The 16,129-nt window shown below is 63.0% G+C and carries 16 protein-coding genes; 6 read left to right on the top strand and 10 right to left on the bottom strand.

Going from position 1 to position 16,129, the window contains the following annotated elements:
* Positions 1-136: 136 nt before the first annotated feature.
* Positions 137-1,648: a sensor histidine kinase gene (locus JQ628_RS19675; protein ID WP_212224644.1), complete on the top strand. Its 1,512-nt coding sequence runs from the start codon at positions 137-139 to the stop codon at positions 1,646-1,648.
* 118 nt (positions 1,649-1,766) lie between these two features.
* On the opposite strand, the gene JQ628_RS19670 is transcribed toward JQ628_RS19675, so the two are convergent.
* Together JQ628_RS19670 and JQ628_RS19665 are read right to left on the bottom strand one after the other, a co-directional pair.
* Positions 1,767-2,039, bottom strand: coding sequence for a hypothetical protein (locus JQ628_RS19670; protein WP_212224643.1), 273 nt, complete (start codon positions 2,037-2,039; stop codon positions 1,767-1,769).
* Positions 2,032-2,574, bottom strand: coding sequence for an isochorismatase family protein (locus JQ628_RS19665; RefSeq protein WP_349628094.1), 543 nt, complete (start codon positions 2,572-2,574; stop codon positions 2,032-2,034). The genes JQ628_RS19670 and JQ628_RS19665 overlap by 8 nt, the downstream gene beginning before the upstream one ends.
* A 233-nt stretch (positions 2,575-2,807) precedes the next feature.
* Between JQ628_RS19665 and JQ628_RS19660 the strand changes: the two genes are divergently transcribed.
* On the top strand, positions 2,808-3,851 hold the full coding sequence (locus JQ628_RS19660; protein WP_212224641.1) for a LysR family transcriptional regulator: 1,044 nt from the start codon (positions 2,808-2,810) through the stop codon (positions 3,849-3,851).
* 5 nt (positions 3,852-3,856) lie between these two features.
* Positions 3,857-4,255: a helix-turn-helix domain-containing protein gene (locus JQ628_RS19655; RefSeq protein WP_212224640.1), complete on the top strand. Its 399-nt coding sequence runs from the start codon at positions 3,857-3,859 to the stop codon at positions 4,253-4,255.
* 94 nt (positions 4,256-4,349) lie between these two features.
* Here JQ628_RS19655 and JQ628_RS19650 read toward each other — a convergent pair whose 3' ends face one another.
* Entirely contained in the window at positions 4,350-6,023 is a 1,674-nt protein-coding gene (locus JQ628_RS19650; protein WP_349628093.1) for an FAD-dependent oxidoreductase, read from the bottom strand.
* 262 nt (positions 6,024-6,285) lie between these two features.
* Here JQ628_RS19650 and JQ628_RS19645 point away from each other — a divergent pair, with 262 nt between their 5' ends.
* From JQ628_RS19645 to JQ628_RS19635, 3 genes are all read left to right on the top strand, one after another.
* A complete protein-coding gene (locus tag JQ628_RS19645) occupies positions 6,286-7,107 on the top strand; it encodes an enoyl-CoA hydratase (RefSeq protein WP_212224638.1) in 822 nt (273 codons plus the stop codon).
* Between the two features lie 137 nt (positions 7,108-7,244).
* Complete coding sequence (locus JQ628_RS19640) at positions 7,245-7,535, top strand: hypothetical protein (protein WP_212224637.1); 291 nt, start codon at positions 7,245-7,247, stop codon at positions 7,533-7,535.
* A gap of 33 nt (positions 7,536-7,568) precedes the next feature.
* Entirely contained in the window at positions 7,569-8,390 is an 822-nt protein-coding gene (locus JQ628_RS19635; RefSeq protein WP_212224636.1) for a hypothetical protein, read from the top strand.
* Positions 8,391-8,406: 16 nt separating this feature from the next.
* On the opposite strand, the gene JQ628_RS19630 is transcribed toward JQ628_RS19635, so the two are convergent.
* The 7 genes from JQ628_RS19630 to JQ628_RS19600 form a co-directional block, all read right to left on the bottom strand.
* Positions 8,407-9,486, bottom strand: a complete 1,080-nt coding sequence (locus tag JQ628_RS19630) for an isocitrate/isopropylmalate dehydrogenase family protein (protein WP_212224634.1) — start codon at positions 9,484-9,486, stop codon at positions 8,407-8,409.
* A 131-nt stretch (positions 9,487-9,617) separates the two neighbouring features.
* Entirely contained in the window at positions 9,618-10,685 is a 1,068-nt protein-coding gene (locus tag JQ628_RS19625; RefSeq protein WP_212224632.1) for an alcohol dehydrogenase, read from the bottom strand.
* An 89-nt stretch (positions 10,686-10,774) separates the two neighbouring features.
* Complete coding sequence (locus JQ628_RS19620; protein WP_433996148.1) at positions 10,775-11,746, bottom strand: ABC transporter ATP-binding protein; 972 nt, start codon at positions 11,744-11,746, stop codon at positions 10,775-10,777.
* Entirely contained in the window at positions 11,746-12,741 is a 996-nt protein-coding gene (locus JQ628_RS19615; RefSeq protein WP_349628092.1) for an ABC transporter ATP-binding protein, read from the bottom strand. Before JQ628_RS19615 ends, JQ628_RS19620 begins: the two co-directional genes overlap by 1 nt.
* A complete protein-coding gene (locus tag JQ628_RS19610; RefSeq protein ID WP_212224630.1) occupies positions 12,738-13,610 on the bottom strand; it encodes an ABC transporter permease in 873 nt (290 codons plus the stop codon). The genes JQ628_RS19615 and JQ628_RS19610 overlap by 4 nt, the downstream gene beginning before the upstream one ends.
* Positions 13,597-14,547 carry an ABC transporter permease gene (locus JQ628_RS19605; RefSeq protein WP_212224629.1) on the bottom strand — a complete coding sequence of 317 codons (951 nt, stop codon included), beginning with the start codon at positions 14,545-14,547 and terminating at the stop codon, positions 13,597-13,599. The genes JQ628_RS19610 and JQ628_RS19605 overlap by 14 nt, the downstream gene beginning before the upstream one ends.
* A gap of 6 nt (positions 14,548-14,553) precedes the next feature.
* Positions 14,554-16,095: an ABC transporter substrate-binding protein gene (locus JQ628_RS19600; protein WP_212224628.1), complete on the bottom strand. Its 1,542-nt coding sequence runs from the start codon at positions 16,093-16,095 to the stop codon at positions 14,554-14,556.
* Positions 16,096-16,129: the final 34 nt, after the last annotated feature.

The raw sequence follows: 16,129 nt of genomic DNA, 5'->3' as shown, positions 1-16,129 counted from the left end.
CTTTTTGTTCTGACGCGTTTTCTTCACGCGAACCGGGATCCACTTCGCTTGAAAACGCTCTGGTTCCCGCTAATTTCTTGGCGAAGTTTTTGGGCTTCTCCTATGCTGGCCCCAGCTTCTCCTAGCCGGGACCTGCGTGCCAAAGCTCTCTTTGCCCCTGCGTCTCGCCCTTCTGGTGGCGGGAACCATGCTGCCGCTGATCATGTTCGCGGCCGGCATCGTGTTCTACAATTACCGGCAGGACCGCAGGGAGGCGACCCAGCGCGTGCTTGAGACCGTGCGCAGCATTCGCCTCGTACTCGACGCCGAGGTGCAGCGCATGACCGGCGCGCTCCAGGTGCTGTCGCTGACCGATGCGTTGCGCGACAAGGATTTCGACGGGTTTCGCCGGATCGCAAAAGGTTTTCTGGATCAGTATGGCGAGGGCGGTGTCGTACTGGTGGCGGAGCGTGACGGCCGGCAGGTGTTCTCCTCGGTGACGAGGGATACCGCGAGCCTGCCGCTGCGCAACAACCGCGAGATCGTGGAGAAGGTCTTTACGACCCGACATCCGCAATATTCGAATCTGTTTCTGGGTGTGGTGAAGAAGCGGCTGATCGTCACCGTCGAAGTGCCCGTGTTCGACGACGGCAACGTCATCTATGTCATTTCCTTCAGCCCGCCGATCGAGATTTTCCAGAGCATCATCGAGAAGCAGCGCCTCGGCCCGGACTGGACCATCTCGATCTTCGACGGCGACGGCATCAATTTTGCGCGCGTCCCCAATCCGCAGGAGACGATCGGCAAGAAGGCCTCGCCCACGCTGCATGCCGAGATGTTCCGAAGGCCGGAAGCGACGTTCCCGACCGTATCGCTCGAAGGCGCGCCGCTGATCACGAGCGTCGCGCGCTCCTCCCTTACCGGCTGGGCGGTGGCGGCCGGGATTCCGGAAAGCTCGCTGGTCGCCCCGTTGTGGCGCAATCTGGCGATCACCAGCGTGATCGGCGGCATTCTGCTGCTGGTGGGGCTTGCCTTTGCGGTGCGGATGGCAACCACGATCGCGCGCGGTGAGATGCTGCATGACCTCCTGATCGAGGAGCTCAACCACCGGGTCAAGAACACGCTCGCGATCCTGCAATCGATCGCCACGCAGACATTTCGCAGCGCGAGCCGCGTCGAGCGCGAAAAATTCGAAGGCCGGCTCGGCGCGCTTGCGGAAGCCCATAATCTCCTGAGCACGGAGAAGTGGCAGGGCTCGGATCTGGCCGAGGTGATCGGCCGGGTGTTACGGCCTTATCTGCTCAACAATCCGGAGCGGGTACGGATGTTCGGCCCGGCCGTGCCGTTGTCGCCGCGCCTTGCGGTGGTGCTGTCTATGATCCTGCACGAGATCGCAACCAATGCCGCCAAATACGGCGCGCTCTCCAACGAGAGCGGCACGGTGTCACTGGACTGGGAGATCATCGAGCAAAGCGCCGGACGCCAGCTGCGGCTGATCTGGAGCGAGACCGGCGGCCCGCCGGTGACGGCGCCGGTGCAGCGGGGGTTCGGGTCGCGGCTGATCGAGCGCAGCGCACGCGACCAGCTCGGCGGCGAGGCCACCGTGGATTTTTTGCCCCGTGGCGTGGTCTACACCGTGACCTGCGCGCTCGGTAGCGAGAGTGCATGACGTTCCGAGGAAACGTCATGCACTCTCGCTTTCTATTTGAGCATGATCCGTATCGGAAAACCGGTGCCCACTTTGCGCTAACGCGGCCCTGCGGGTCCGGATCATGCTTGCTTGAAGTTTACTTCACCACCCGCAGCAGCGGCGGACGGCGGCGGCGATAGCGCTGGGCGGCCGAATTGCGCGCCGCTTCAGCGGCCTCCTGGTCGGCCATCATGGCGTCGCAAAGCTCTCTCAGTTCCAGGTCGGAAACCCCGTAGCGGTTCATCCTGTGCTGGAGAATGGCGACAGAAACGAAATGCGCGGTCTCGTGATCGCCGCTCCTGGTCAGCGCCAAGCGGCATTGCTCGAGCGTTGCAAGAATGGACTGCGAGCGTTCTTCTGAGTTAGCCACCGGCGTTCTTTCCGATCCCAAGCTTGCGAGGCAGAGTAGAGGCGATCCACTCGTCCGTCTCGTACACATCTCCATACAATCCGGAAATTTTCGAAACGGCACGATGGATTTCGTCCGCCGACACCTCCTCCAGTGCATGACTGGCAGAAGCGTCGCACAGATAGGTGACCTTGTGATTGCGGTGAAAGGCGTCGATCAGGGTCGACAGGCAGGACGATTCCCCTGCAAAACCGGCCAGCACGATGCCGCCGCGGCTCTGGCCCACCAGCGCAGCGAACGGCTCACAGGAGTAACAGGACGGGCTCGATCGCTCGAAGATCATCTCGTTGCGGTGCGGCTCAAAGCCCTCGATCCAGCGCACGAACGGCGTGGCGCGGTTGAAGAAGGCCGATTCGGCGAGCATGCGGACGAAGGCGACCGGCAGCCCGTTGCGGCGCGCGTGGTCGAGAACCTTGCGGCAATTCTCAAGGGCGGGCTCAATGCCCAAAATGGCGAGCAGCCGCGGCGCAGCGACATACTCCTGCTGCAAGTCCACGAAAACGATGATCGGGACGTTCGACCCATTCGTAAAATTACGAAGGCTTACAACCGAATTCACCCGCCTACCCCCCAAGCAGCGGCCCGGGTTTGTGGCCGCTTTCCCCAGAAATCTCCGTAAAAATACGTCCCCACGGTAATATTGTGCGCAAAAATCTCCGGACGAGAGACCCGTCCTGGTTGTGTTCTCCGGCAGATTCTGCCAAGTTTAGCGGATCGAAGGGATCGTGTATGCCTCTTGCACTGGAAAGGGGCGTTCCGCTGGAGGAACGCCATAAGGTCGCCCTGGGCGGGCTCGCCGACTGGGATGCGGCCCGGATTTTCCTGGAGGTTGTGCGATGCGGTAGCTTCCGCTCCGCGGCCGAGCGGCTGGAATTGTCGATCAACGCCGTGCGCCGGCGCATCGACGATTTCGAGAAGCAGGTCGGCGCCACGCTTTTCACCCGCGACGTTCACGGTACCCGCCTGACGGACGAGGGTGCGGTGGTGGTCTCGGCGGTCGAGCGCATGGAGGCCGCCTCCTTCGACCTGATGCGCGCCAGCGGCTCGATGACCAATACGCTGTCGGGCGAGGTCCGCGTCGCGGTGACCGAGGGGCTCGGCACCTTCTGGGTGGCCCCTCGCCTGGTCGAATTCCAGAAATCGTTTCCCAACATCCTGGTCGATCTGCACTGCGCGATGCGCGGGGCGGACGTCCTGCGGCACGAGGCCGACGTCGCCATCCATCTGTCGCAGCCCGCCTCGCTCGACGCCAAGCTGGTCAAGCTCGGGCGGATGCACCTGATGTTCTTTGCCAGCCAGAAATATATCGACACCTTCGGCGCGCCGCGCACCCCCGAGGAACTGACCAAGCACCGCCTGGTGCTCCAGATCGCGGACCAGACCGCCTCGAAGGAAATGTTCGAGAGCTTTTTCCCCGGATTTTCGCAGCGCGACCTCCTGGTCATGAAGACCAATGTCAGCAGCGCCAACTATTGGGCCGTGGCCAACGGAGCCGGCATCGGGGTGTTCCCGACCTATGCCTGGGCGCTCGGCGGCGTGGTCCCTCTCGAGATCGAATTGCGGCGGCCATTCGATATCTGGCTCTCCTACCATCCCGGCAGCGGACGCATCCCCAGGGTGCGCCGCATGATCGATTGGCTGGTGGAGGCTTTCAATCCCGCGAAATTCCCGTGGTTCAAGGACGAGTGCGTCCATCCACGCGAATTTGCCGCGGTATACACGGGTGAATCCCTGACCCACCTATTCGGGGGAATCTCGACCGAAGGACGGTAGACCGAATGAACAAATCATCAGCGGCCAAGAAGATGAAGCAGCGCAGTGCCGGCAAGCCGGACGTTGAACTCGGCAAACGCATCCGCCTGCGTCGTGTCGAACAGAAGATCTCGCAAGCGGAGCTCGGCGACAAGCTGGGCGTCAGCTTCCAGCAGGTCCAGAAGTACGAAAAGGGCGTCAACCGCGTCGGCGCTGCGCGCCTACAGCAGATCGCTACCGCGCTCGATGTGCCCGTCACGTTCTTCTACGATGGCGACAGCAAGGCGCGCGAGGTCGAGAGCCTGTTGTTCCTCGACAGTGCGTTCAGCCTTCGGTTGCTGCGGGCCTACAGCAAGATCAAGGATCAGACCGTGCAGCGGCAACTGGTCTCCTTGATGGAATCGATCGCGGCCAACGAAAGCTAGAGCGCGATGACGGATCGTCATCGCGTTCCGTTTTTTGTTTGATCATGATCTCCGCGCAAACGCGCCCTGCGTTTGCCGCGAGGGAAACCGGTTATCATTTCCGGATCATGTTCTGCCCGTCGTTGCCGGCAAGGACCGCAGCCCCACGAATCCGGTCGATCAGCGCAAGCGGATCGGCCGGCAACGTGTTGCCGCGCCAGGCCACGTGCTGGTCCGGCCGTGACAGGACGAGCCCGTAGCCTTCGAGGGCGGGCGAGCCGGGGGGGACATCGAGGATCTTGAGCGGCACGCGCCGCAGGCTTGCCGCCTGCTCAAGCGGGGCCGTTTCGATTCCGCGGTCCACGCGCAGCAATGAAAATTCCGGGCCCATGGCGTCATAGAGCGAGGCTCCGTCAGCGCACCAGAGATGCGGCGTGCGGCAGCCCGGAACGGTCGATGGAATAAAACTGTCCATCGTGTAGGCCGGATGCGGCGAGCCGTCATAGGCGATGATCGGCGAAGAATCGTAATAGCTGCCGAAATTGAGACCGGCCGCGGCATATTGCCGGACATTGATCTCGTAGGTGAGATTGCCGACCTCGCGGCGCGCCGCTTCGCCCGTGGGCCCTTCGTCCTCGATCGCATCGGGTATGGCGCCGCGGCGCTTGATCTCGGCTTCCGCATGCGACATCGCAAAGCGCGACACTTGGCTCGTGATCGGCCAGCGTTCGGCCTCATAGGCGTCGAGGATGGCGGCCGGCGCCCAGCCGTTGAGATGCGCGGCCAAGAGCCATGAAAGGTTCATCGCGTCCGCGATGCCGGCATTCATGCCGTAGCCGGCATAGGGCACCCAGATGTGCGCGGCGTCACCGGCGATGAAGGCGCAGCGGTCGCGGAATTTGTCGGCGACGAGGCGGCGGCCGTACCAATCCTCCTTCGAGATGATCTCGTACTCGAAGTCGGCGCCAACGCCCAAAATGGCGCGCAGGCAGGCATCGCGATCGACCTCCTCGAAATCGCCCTCGCCCGGCCGCATGTAATTGTGCACCAGCCAGCGCTCGCGCCCGTCGATGGCGTAGACCATGCCGGAACGGCGCGGATTGATCGCGCCGGTGCCCCAGGCAGAGGCGCATCGCTGCAATCCGATCAGCTTTGGCGCGCGGATGTAGGTCGACTGCACGCGCTGCACCACGGCATCGCCGGTAAATTCCGCGCCGATCGCCTTGCGCACCGCCGAACGGGCGCCGTCGCAGCCGATCAGAAAGCGGCACTCGATCCGCCTGATATTGCCGGTCTCGAGATCGCGCAGGCTTGCCTGTGCGCCGCTTTCGCCGATCACCACGTCTTCGACGACCGTGCGGCTGATGATGGTGATGCGCGGCTGCGCCAGCGCATGCTCGAACAGGATCGGCTCGAGAAAGATCTGGTTGATGCGGTGCGGCGGCTCCGGCGTCGGCCAGTTGCAGTCGGGGCCGTCGGTTGCCGTAAAACGGTCGCGGCGGCAGGGAATCCTGATCCGGGTCAGCTCCTGTCCGGCAAAGCTCGTGCGATAGCTGATGTCGTGCGGATAATCCGCAGGCAGGCCCGCGTTGCGTATCTTGCCTGCAAGGCCGAGGCGCCGGAAGATTTCCATGGTGCGGGCGGCGACATGGTTGCATTTCGGCTCCGGCGGCTGGGCCGGCGCGCGCGTTTCCACCACCGTCACATCGATGCCGCGCCAGGCCAGATCGATGGCAAGCGTAAGCCCAACCGGGCCTGCGCCCACGATTACCACGTTTGTTCCGGTCATTTGCATGCGAGAGGCTTTGCCAAGGGCCGCACCCTTCTTGATTGTTGTTGGTCAGTCCGCCGGCATGCCCGAACGGCACAGCGATCGACTTCGCCACGTATAGGCATCGAAGCCGTCCTGTGTCGATGATTTCGCCTGCATTGCGGCAGTGCGGTGGCCGCAACGGCGCTTGACTGGAACGCAGTCCTTATGGGTTACGCGCGCGCCAAGCCGCCCTACAATGCGTTAGCCTTCCAGTCCCCGCTCGCCGAAAGCTGCTGCAATGCTCGACACGCCGAAAACCTCCCGGAAATCGCACGCCGACGGAAAGATCCTGCAAGACGTCGCCGACGGCGTCGGAATCATCACCTTCAACAATCCCGAAAAGCGCAACGCGATGTCGCTGGATATGTGGGAGGGTCTTGGCACGGCGCTCGCCGAATTGCGCGACGATCCAGATGTGCGCGTGGTGATCCTGGCCGGCGCGGGCGACAAGGCATTCGTCTCGGGCGCCGACATCAGCCAGTTCGAGAAGACGCGGCATAATGCGCAGGCTTCCGAGGAATATTCCAGACGCAGCGAGGCGCAACGCGCGCTGCTGGCGAATTATCCGAAGCCGACGATTGCGTGTATCCGCGGTTTTTGCCTTGGCGGCGGCATGCAGGTGGCGATGCTGACCGATATCCGGATTGCCGCGGAAGACAGCCAGTTCGGCATCCCCGCGGCAAAACTCGGCATCGCCTATGGCTATGACGGGCTGAAACATCTGGTCTCGCTGGTTGGGCCGTCCTGGGCGCGACTCATTATGTATACGGGGATGCGGATCGATTCCGCCGAGGCGCTGCGGATCGGGCTGATCGATCGCGTGCTGCCGAACGAGGCCTTGCGGGACGCGACCATGGAGATCGCCCGTACGATCTCGGGCAACGCGCCGCTGGCGATTCAGGCGGCCAAAATCACCATCGCGCAGGTGTTGAAAGACGAGAGCAAGCGCGACATGGATGCGATCAAGGCGATCGGAACGGCTTGCATGGACAGCGAGGATTTTCGCGAAGGGCGGCGCGCGTTCATGGAGAAGCGAAAGCCGCGCTTCAAGGGGAAGTAGACGCTGAGCTTTGCTCCGTCGACCAGTGTTGTATCGAAGCCACAGCCGGACCCCATAGCAACCGCTCGACACCAAAGAGATTGCGTTCCGCGGGAATACAATCCTAGATTGGCTTCGGGCAAGACGTGGGGGCGATCATGGCCAAATCTTCAAAGACGAAAGCAGGCAAGGCATCAAAGAAGGCAACCAAAAAAGTCACGAAAGCTGCCGGCAAGAAGGCTGCAGGCAGGAAGGCCGCGAAGAAGGCAAGCAAGAAGGCCGCCAAGAAGAAAACCGCAAAGAAGGCCGTGCTGGGTTGTTGCACGCTGACTGGCAGCGGTCCCGATCAACAGATTGAAGGTGTCACACGAGAGAGATGTCGTTTGCTTGCCATCGCGGCGGGCAAGAACGACCATTGGGTTGCCGGCAAGTGTGCCGAGCCGTTCTGATTTTCCGGAACTCTTATCAATGAGGCTCTGGACATGCGGCCCGCACGAAATTTCTTTTCGGCAATTTTCCCGACGGTGATCCTGGCCGCGTCATGCGGCGGCTGCGCCGTTCCAAACTGGGATGTGCCACGCGACGAGTACAATCAGCCTACGGTGAAAACGATCATCGAGCGGATACAGTGCGAGATACGCGACATGGTCCGGGACGATCGTCCCGATGACCCGGCATCATTCCATCGAAAATTCCTGCTCAACGGCGACTATGAGGTACTGATAGCCCTGTCGCTGGAGGTCAATGACAGTGGTGGACTTGCGCCCAGCACCACCTATGCAACTCCAATAACACCGCCGGGATCTACCTTTACATTTGCAGCGAACGCGAACCTCGGCCAAGCTCGCGCCCATACATTTACCGAGAATGTTGAAATCTCTACGCGGCAGATCTATCTGGATTGGAAATCAAGGCTCAAATCGTATGACTGCCCTCTACAGGACCACTATTTGTCCGGCACGTTGGGCATAAAGGATTTGGTGTCCATGGCGGCCTCATCTCCCGGTCTCGACGAAAGCCAGAAGACCGTTTTCGGTGGCAGCATCCAGTTTGTCATCACAAAATCGCTCTCGGCAACCGGTCCGAGTTGGCAAATCGTTCGCTTCAAGAATATTGCCACGCTAGCAAGCCTGTCGGAGATAAACACCGACAAAATCACTCTCTCCTTCGCGCAAGGCAGCAATAAGGGAAAGCGGCTGCCGCGCATCTACGGCGTCAACCGCGCTGCATACGAGTTTCTGCAACAGCAGTTGCTGAACTCGATCAGCTCCCAGCTGATCTTGCAGAACGCGCAGATCCGGTAATCGCATGGCAGGCTGACTACAACGCCGCCAGCACCGCCTTTGCGATATCCGCGGTGCCGTTGCTGCCGCCGAACTCGGTCGGCTTGATGCCGTCGGCATAGATTTTATCCACCGCAAGCTCGATCCGTTCGGCGGCTTCGGCGGCGCTTTCGACGCCGTGCTTGTCGGCGAGCCAGTCCAGCATCATCGCGGTGGAAAGGATCATGGCGGTGGGATTGGCCTTGCCCTGCCCCATGATGTCGGGCGCGGTGCCGTGGCAGGGCTGGAACATGGCATGGCGGTCGCCGATATCGGCCGAGGGCGCCATGCCGAGGCCGCCGACGAGGCCGGCGGTGAGATCGGACAGGATGTCGCCGAACATGTTTTCCGTCACCAGCACGTCGAAGTCCCACGGGCGCTTGACCAGGAAGGCCGAGCAGGCATCGACATAGAGGCGGTCGGCCTTGACGCCGGGGTAGCGTTTTGCGGTCTCGTCAAAGATCTCGCGGAAGAAGGCAAAGGCCTTGAACACGTTGGCCTTGTCGACACACGCGAGCGAACCGGCGCGGCCGCGCGCCTTGCGGCGTTCGGCCAGGCGAAAGGAGAAATCGAACAGGCGCTGCGAGGTGCGGCGCGTGATCACCATCGTCTCGCGCGCCTCGCTTTCGGTGACGACGCCCTTGCCCATCGAGGCGAACAGGCCTTCGGTGGATTCCCTGATGACCACGAGATCGATGCCGCGCTGGTCGGCGCCGACGATCGGGCTCGGCACGCCCGGAATCAGCCGCGCCGGGCGCACGCCGGCATAGAGGTCGAAATGAAAGCGCAGCTCGATCTGCGGCGCGATCTCGGTGTTGTCGGGGTAACGCACCGACGGCAGGCCGCAGGCCCCGAGCAGGATCGCGTCCGCCTCCTCGCACAGCTTGATCGTGCTATCCGGCATCGATTTGCCGGTCTCGCGATAATGGCCCGCGCCGGCCGGCGCCTCGGTGAAGCGGAAGCTCAGGCCCGCTTTGGTCTCGATCTTGCGCAAGATTTCCAGCGCCGGCGCCATCACTTCAGGGCCGATGCCATCGCCGCCGAGCACGGCGATGTGGAAGGCGTTGTTGGCGGACATGGGTGGTTCCTCGGAGCGGAGCAGAACTAAGCGGAGCCGTCATTGCGAGGAGCGAAGCGACGAAGCAATCCACCTTTCCCCGTGCGGTGAAATGGATTGCTTCGCTTCGCTCGCAATGACGGCGGAGAGACTTACGGCGTCAAGATCGCGCGGCCGACGAGCTTGCCCTTTTGCAGATCGTGCAGGGCGTCGTTGGCCTTTGCGAGCGGCATCGGCGTTACCGGGATCGGCGCGACCTTCTTCGTCCGAACGAGGTCGAGCAGTTCCTGCGTCTCGCGCAAATTGCCGACATAACTACCTTGAATCGTGATCGCCTTCATCGGGATCAGCGGCAGCGCCCAGGTCGCGCCGCCACCGAACAGGCCGACGATGATGAGCTTGCCGCCCTTGGTCAGGCAATCGAAGCCGAGTTGGGAAGTCTGCGCGCTGCCGACGAGATCGATCACCGCGCGGATCGGGCCACCGGCCGCCTTTGCAAGCTGCTCCAGCGCATCGGGCGCCTTGCCATCGACGGTCGCGAGCGCGCCGGCGGCCATTGCCGCCTCGCGCTTCTTCACATCGATGTCGACGACGATCGCGCCCTTGCCGCCCATGGCCTTGAGCAGCGACAGCAGCATCAGGCCGAGGCCACCGGCGCCGAACACGACGATCGGCGTTTGCAAATCATCGACCTTCTTCAGCGCGCTGTAGGTGGTGACGCCTGAACAGGCGTAGGGCGCGGCGGTGACGGGATCGAGACCCTTCAAATTGACCAGATACTTTGCATTGGGCACCGTCATATGGTCGGCATAGCCGCCGTCGCAATAAACGCCGAGCGCGTTCGGCTTGATCACGCACATGTTCTCGTCGCCGCCGACGCAGGTCGGGCATTTGCCGCAGCCGAGCCAGGGATAGACCAGGACGGTGTCGCCGACCTTGAGATCGCCCTTGTCGGCGGCGGCGATGTCCGGCCCGAACGCAACAATCTCGCCGACGGTCTCGTGGCCCATCGTGCGCGGCAGCGAAACGCCGCGATCCCTGAGCGACAGCGGTTTTCTGCCATGGCCGAGATCGTAGCCGCCTTCCCAGATGTGCAGATCGCTGTGGCAGACGCCGGCGGCCTTCACCTTGATCAGCACCTGCGTGCCTGATGGCTGCGGCGTCGGCGCATCGACCTCTTTCAGCGGCGCGTTGAAATCGGCTACCTGGAAACTCTTCATCGCTTCTCTCCCGCAAGATGTTTCTTGGTTGGGCTGGACCTTGCCACGTCTGTTCTCACAGGACAAACGCTCGCGTGGGTGGCTGGTATTCAGGTCAGCGGATAGTGGCAGGCGGCGTATTGGCGGGGTGCGACCATGCGCAGTTCCGGCATTTCCGCCGCGCACCTTGCATCGGCGCGCGGGCAGCGGGTTCGGAAGCGACAGCCCGAGGGCGGCGCGATCGGGGATGGCGGCTCGCCGACCGCGACGCTTTCGGCCGGGCGCACGTCAGGGTCCGGCACCGGGATCGCCTCGAGCAGCAGCGCAGTGTAGGGATGCGCCGGCTTTGCAAACAACTGCTCGGATGGGCCGACTTCGCAGAGCCGGCCGAGATACATCACCGCGACGCGGTCGCTCACCGCTTTGACGACCGCCAGATCATGCGCGATGAACAGCAGCGTCAGGCCGTAACGCGCCTTCATCTCCTCCAGCAGATTGAGGATCTGCGCGCGGATGGAGACGTCGAGCGCGGAGACCGGCTCGTCGCAGATGATGAAATCGGGATTGAGCACCAGCGCACGCGCAATGCAGATGCGCTGACACTGGCCGCCGGAAAATTCGTGCGGCAGGCGTCCGATCACCAGCGCCGGATCGAGGCCGACGGCGGAAAGCACGTCGCAAACCATTTTCCTGCGCTTGTCGGGATCCTTGATGCCGGCGATGACCAGCGGCTCGGCGACGATATCGCCGATACGGCGCCGCGGATTGAGCGAGGCGATCGGGTCCTGGAAGATGAGCTGTACGCGCTGGCGCATCTTGCGTAAGGGATCGCCGCGCATCGCGGTCAGATCATTGCCGTCGAACAGCACCTTGCCTGATACCGCCGGCCGCAATTGCAGCACGGCGCGGCCGAGCGTGGATTTTCCGCAGCCGGACTCGCCGACCAGGCCCAGCGTCTCGCCGCGCGCGATGTCGAGGCTGACGCCGGATACGGCGTGAACGGTCTTGCCGCCGACAAAATATTCGACGACGAGGTCATCGACCTTCAGGAGCGGTTCGGCGGATGGTGCGGATTGCTGCATCATGCGGGGACGCGGGCCTCGGTCCCGATGGGATAGAAGCAGGCGAATTGATGCGCCGGCGTTTCCGCCGCGGTCAATGCCGGCTTTTCGACGTGGCAGCCGGCCAGCGCATAGCGGCAACGCGGCGCAAAGGAGCACCCCTTCAGCGGACGCGTCGGATCGGGCGGACGCCCCGAGATCGCCGGCAATACCGTATGCGGCGCGGTGTCGATCTTGGGGATCGCGGCCAGCAGCGCCTCGGTGTAGGGCATGCGCATCTTCTTGAACAGGGCCTGCGTCGGGGCACGCTCGACCACGCGGCCGGCATACATCACCGCGACCTCGTCGGTGCGGCCGGCAACGACGCCGAGGTCATGGGTGATGATGATCATCGCCATATGGCGGCGGCGCTGCTCGCGCGCCAGCAGGTCGAGAATTTGCGCCTGGATGGTGACATCGAGCGCGGTGGTCGGCTCGTCGGCGATCAGCAGCTCCGGCTCGCAGGACAGCGCGATCGCGATCGCGACGCGCTGGCGCATGCCGCCGGATAGCTGATGCGGATATTGGGTCAGGCGCTGTTCCGGCGCAGGAATGCCGACCGCGGCAAGCAGCTCGACGCTGCGCCTCTTTGCGGCCGCCATGTCGAGCTCGAGATGCTCTTGCAACGTCTCGATCAGTTGCGTGCCGATGGTCAACACCGGATTGAGCGATGTCATCGGGTCCTGGAACACGACGGCGAGCGAACGGCCGCGCAGTTTGCGCAGGCGTTCCCGATCGAGGGTAACGAGGTCCTTGCCGTCGAACATCACGCGGCCGGACAGCATTGCCTTTTTCGGCAGAAGCTGAAGGACGGCGCGCGACAGCATGGTCTTGCCGCAGCCGGATTCGCCGACGATGCCGAGCGTGCGGCCGGCATTGAGCTTGAGGTCGACGCCATCGACCGCGCGCAGATTGCCGCGCGGCGTCGGCAGGTCGACCGCGACATTCTCGATCGAGAGCAGCACCCGGTCCGTCACAGCGCGCCCTGCCTTGGATCGGTGATCGCTCGTAGCGTGTCGCCGACCAGGTTGAAGGCGAGCACGGTGAGGAACATTGCAACCGCGGGAAGGAAAGCCAGCCGCGGCGCGACTTCGAGGCTCTCGCGGCCCTCCCCGATCATGCTGCCCCAGCTCGAGATCGGCGGCGGCACGCCCAGCCCGAGGAACGACAGCGATCCCTCGACCACGATGGTGACGGCAACGCCGAGCAGGAAGAAGGCAAACAGTGGCAGGATCACATTGGGCAGCAATTCCCTCAGCAGGATACGCGAATGCGAGGCGCCGAGCGCTTGCGCTGCGATCACGAATTCGCGGCGCGAGAGCGTCAGCGTGGTGGCGCGCGCGACCCGCATGAAGGCGGGAATGCCGAGTACGCCGAGGATGCAGGTGAGATTGAAGATCGACTGGCCGAGAAAGGCGATGATCGCCAGCACGAGGATCAGCGGCGGGAATGCCAGCAGCACGTCGGTGCCTCCGACCGTCAGCGTCTCGAACCGGCCGCGGAAATAGCCGGCGAGCATACCGAGCGCGCCGCCAACAGTGAGGCCGATCATCGGCGCGCACAGGCCTACGACCAGCGATATTCGCGCGCCGTAGATCAATCGCGAAACCTCGTCGCGGCCGAGGCCGTCGGTGCCGAGCCAGTGCTCCCATGAATAAGGCGCGCGCCGCTCCAGCATATCCATCGCAGTGGGGTCCGGAATCGGCAGCACGCCGGCGAAGATCGCGAGCGCGCACACCAGGACGATCCAGCCGATCGCAGCCCAGAACAGCATCCCGAACCGCCGGCCCTTGCGCACGGGCGCGGAGACGGCCTCCTCGGCCAGATCGAGCTCAAGCGTGGCCATGGCGGATCCTGGGATCGAGGACGGCGTAGAGCATGTCGACGATGAAGTTCATGATGACGAAGCCGCAGCCGACCAGCAGCACCACGCCTTGCAGGATGATGAGGTCACGCGTGAGGATGGCGCTCACCAGCAGCCGACCGATGCCGGGCAAGGCAAAGATGGTCTCGACGATCAGCGCGCCGCCGATCAATCGGCCGATATTGATGCCGGTGATCGTGATCAGCGTCAGCGACGATGGTTTCAGCGCGTGCACGAACAGGATGCGCGAGGCCTTCAGGCCCTTGGCGCGCGCCATCGCAATGTAGTCCTCCTGCAAGGTCGCGATCATGTCGGAGCGCAGGATGCGCATGATCCCAGGCCACTCGGCCAGCGCCAGCGTCAGCGCCGGCAGCACCATGAAGCGCAAATTGGCGAGCGGGTCCTCCGCGAACGGGACATAACCGGTCGCCGGCAGCCAGCCGAGTTCAACGGCAAACAGGTAGATCAGCAGGATCGCGGACAGGAAGGTCGGCACCGACAGCATTGCAAAGGCACTGCCGGTCATGAAGCGGTCGAAGGCGCTGCCGCTGCGCACTGCACACGCAATCGCAAGGGGAACGCCGATGGCAAGCGCCCCGATCTGCGCCAGCAACATCAATTCGAGCGACACCGGCAGCCGCTCGGTTACCGCTTGCAGCACGGTCTGCCCGGTGCGGAACGAACGGCCGAGATCCCCCTGTAGTGCGTTGCCGAGCCAGCCGAAATAGCGCCACCAGATCGGCTGATCCAGTCCCATGTCGCGCCGGAGCGCCGCCAGGTTTTCAGGCGTCGCCTGGTCGCCGAGGATCGTGTAGGCCAGATCGCCCGGCAAGAGCGAGGCGATCAGGAACGTCAGCAGCGAGACTGCAAGCAGCACCGGCAACAGATAAAGCAGCCGGCGCGCCAGGAAGAACGCCATGGGAGGTTATTCCTTCCAGACGCGCGACACGTCGATCACCCCGCTGTACATCTTAGGTAGACCTTTGATCTTCGCCGTCGAGATCGCATAGTAGGTGTTCTGGAAGGTCCAGAACCAGATCGCCTCCTTGTTGATCAGCCGGCTGATCTCGCAATAGAGGTCGATGCGCTTTTCGGTTTCGGCCGTCGTGCGGGCCTTGTCGAGCAGCGCGTCGAGTTCCGGATTGGAATAGTTGGCGAGCGCCACCGGGCTTCCGGTCTTGAAGTTGGCGTACATCTGCGGGTCGGGATCGGCGAGGTCGACGATGCGCCAGGGCGTCAACTGGAACTGGCGCATGAACGCACGCGGCGGAATGGTGGCCTGCTCGACCTGCTCGATTTCCATGTTGGCGCCGACATTCTTCCAGAACTGCTGTAGCACCTGTCCGACATTGCGCCCGCGCGGGGTCGCGGTAACCAGCATCTTGAACTCGACCGGCTTGCCGTATTCCTTGATCAGCGCCTTGGCCTTCTCGATGTCGTTAGGCAGCGCCCCGTCATCCTTGCACTTGACCCAGGAGCCATCGCCATAGGGATTGGTGGTCGGCCGGCTGAGGCCGTTGGTGATCGCCATCGACATCTTCTTGCGGTCGATCGCCATCACCAGCGCCTGGCGCACGCGCACGTCATCGAACGGCGGCGTCTTGGTGTTGAAAGCGTAGACGGCTGCGCCTGAACCGATATAGTTGTGCACCGTCAGTTTCGGATCTTTCTGCGCCTTCTGGATGCTGTCGGCCGCGTATTCGTCTTCCCAGATCAAATCGGCCTCGCCCGATTGCAGGCTGGCAAAACGCGACTGCGCATCGGGCAGCGGCTTCAGGATGATGCGGTCGAGGAAGACCTTATCCTTGTCCCAATAGTCCGGATTCTTCTCCAGGATCATGCGATCGCCGGCGGTCCAGGATTTCAGGATGTAGGGGCCGGTGCCGACGGGATTGCGATTGTAGTCGTCACCCTTGGCCTTCCACGCCGTCGGCGAATGCATCGCCGCATTCTGGTTCGCGTAGGAGACAAGTGTCGGATAATTCACCGAAGGATCGGCGAGATCATAGACCACCGTCAATTCGTCGGGCGCCTCGACGCTCTTCACGGCCGAGATATAGAAGGCACAGCGGCATTTGTTGGCGGGATCCTTCTGCCGGTCGAAGTTCTCCTTGTAGGCAGCCGCGTTGAACGGCGTGCCATCGTGGAACTTGACGCCCGGACGCAGCTTGAAGGTCCAGGTCTTGAAGTCCTCGGAATGCTGCCAGGAGACCGCGAGCTTGGGCTGGGCCTTTCCATTGGCATCGAGAGTGGTGAGCGTATCGAAGATCGCGGACGAAGCGGTCAACGCCGCGGTGTCGTAGACGCCGACCTTGAGCGGATCGAAGCCGGGGATGTCGAGCTCGAGGCCGACGGTGATGGTGCCGCCCGATTTCTGCGCGCTGGCGGGCGCCGCAGAGAGCGCGACGCCAAATGCCGTCACAAGGAAAATTCGCGCAAGCACACGCGAACGGATTGCCGCCTTCATGGTGATCCCTCCCGATAACCGTCCGTCCGGTGTT

This window comes from Bradyrhizobium lablabi (assembly GCF_018129385.1).
GTDB classification, from domain to species: Bacteria; Pseudomonadota; Alphaproteobacteria; order Rhizobiales; family Xanthobacteraceae; genus Bradyrhizobium; species Bradyrhizobium lablabi_C.
This window is presented reverse-complemented; position numbering and strand designations above follow the sequence as displayed.

Excerpts from the sequence above, each read along its gene's own strand:
- JQ628_RS19605 (WP_212224629.1), bottom strand. The coding sequence starts at position 14,547 with ATGGCGTTCTTCCTGGCGCGCCGGCTGCTTTATCTGTTGCCGGTGCTG.
- JQ628_RS19640 (WP_212224637.1), top strand. The coding sequence starts at position 7,245 with ATGGCCAAATCTTCAAAGACGAAAGCAGGCAAGGCATCAAAGAAGGCA.
- JQ628_RS19635 (WP_212224636.1), top strand. The coding sequence starts at position 7,569 with ATGCGGCCCGCACGAAATTTCTTTTCGGCAATTTTCCCGACGGTGATC.
- JQ628_RS19625 (WP_212224632.1), bottom strand. The coding sequence starts at position 10,685 with ATGAAGAGTTTCCAGGTAGCCGATTTCAACGCGCCGCTGAAAGAGGTC.
- JQ628_RS19660 (WP_212224641.1), top strand. The coding sequence starts at position 2,808 with ATGCCTCTTGCACTGGAAAGGGGCGTTCCGCTGGAGGAACGCCATAAG.
- JQ628_RS19645 (WP_212224638.1), top strand. The coding sequence starts at position 6,286 with ATGCTCGACACGCCGAAAACCTCCCGGAAATCGCACGCCGACGGAAAG.
- JQ628_RS19600 (WP_212224628.1), bottom strand. The coding sequence starts at position 16,095 with ATGAAGGCGGCAATCCGTTCGCGTGTGCTTGCGCGAATTTTCCTTGTG.
- JQ628_RS19620 (WP_433996148.1), bottom strand. The coding sequence starts at position 11,746 with ATGCAGCAATCCGCACCATCCGCCGAACCGCTCCTGAAGGTCGATGAC.
- JQ628_RS19610 (WP_212224630.1), bottom strand. The coding sequence starts at position 13,610 with ATGGCCACGCTTGAGCTCGATCTGGCCGAGGAGGCCGTCTCCGCGCCC.
- JQ628_RS19650 (WP_349628093.1), bottom strand. The coding sequence starts at position 6,023 with ATGACCGGAACAAACGTGGTAATCGTGGGCGCAGGCCCGGTTGGGCTT.
- JQ628_RS19630 (WP_212224634.1), bottom strand. The coding sequence starts at position 9,486 with ATGTCCGCCAACAACGCCTTCCACATCGCCGTGCTCGGCGGCGATGGC.
- JQ628_RS19655 (WP_212224640.1), top strand. The coding sequence starts at position 3,857 with ATGAACAAATCATCAGCGGCCAAGAAGATGAAGCAGCGCAGTGCCGGC.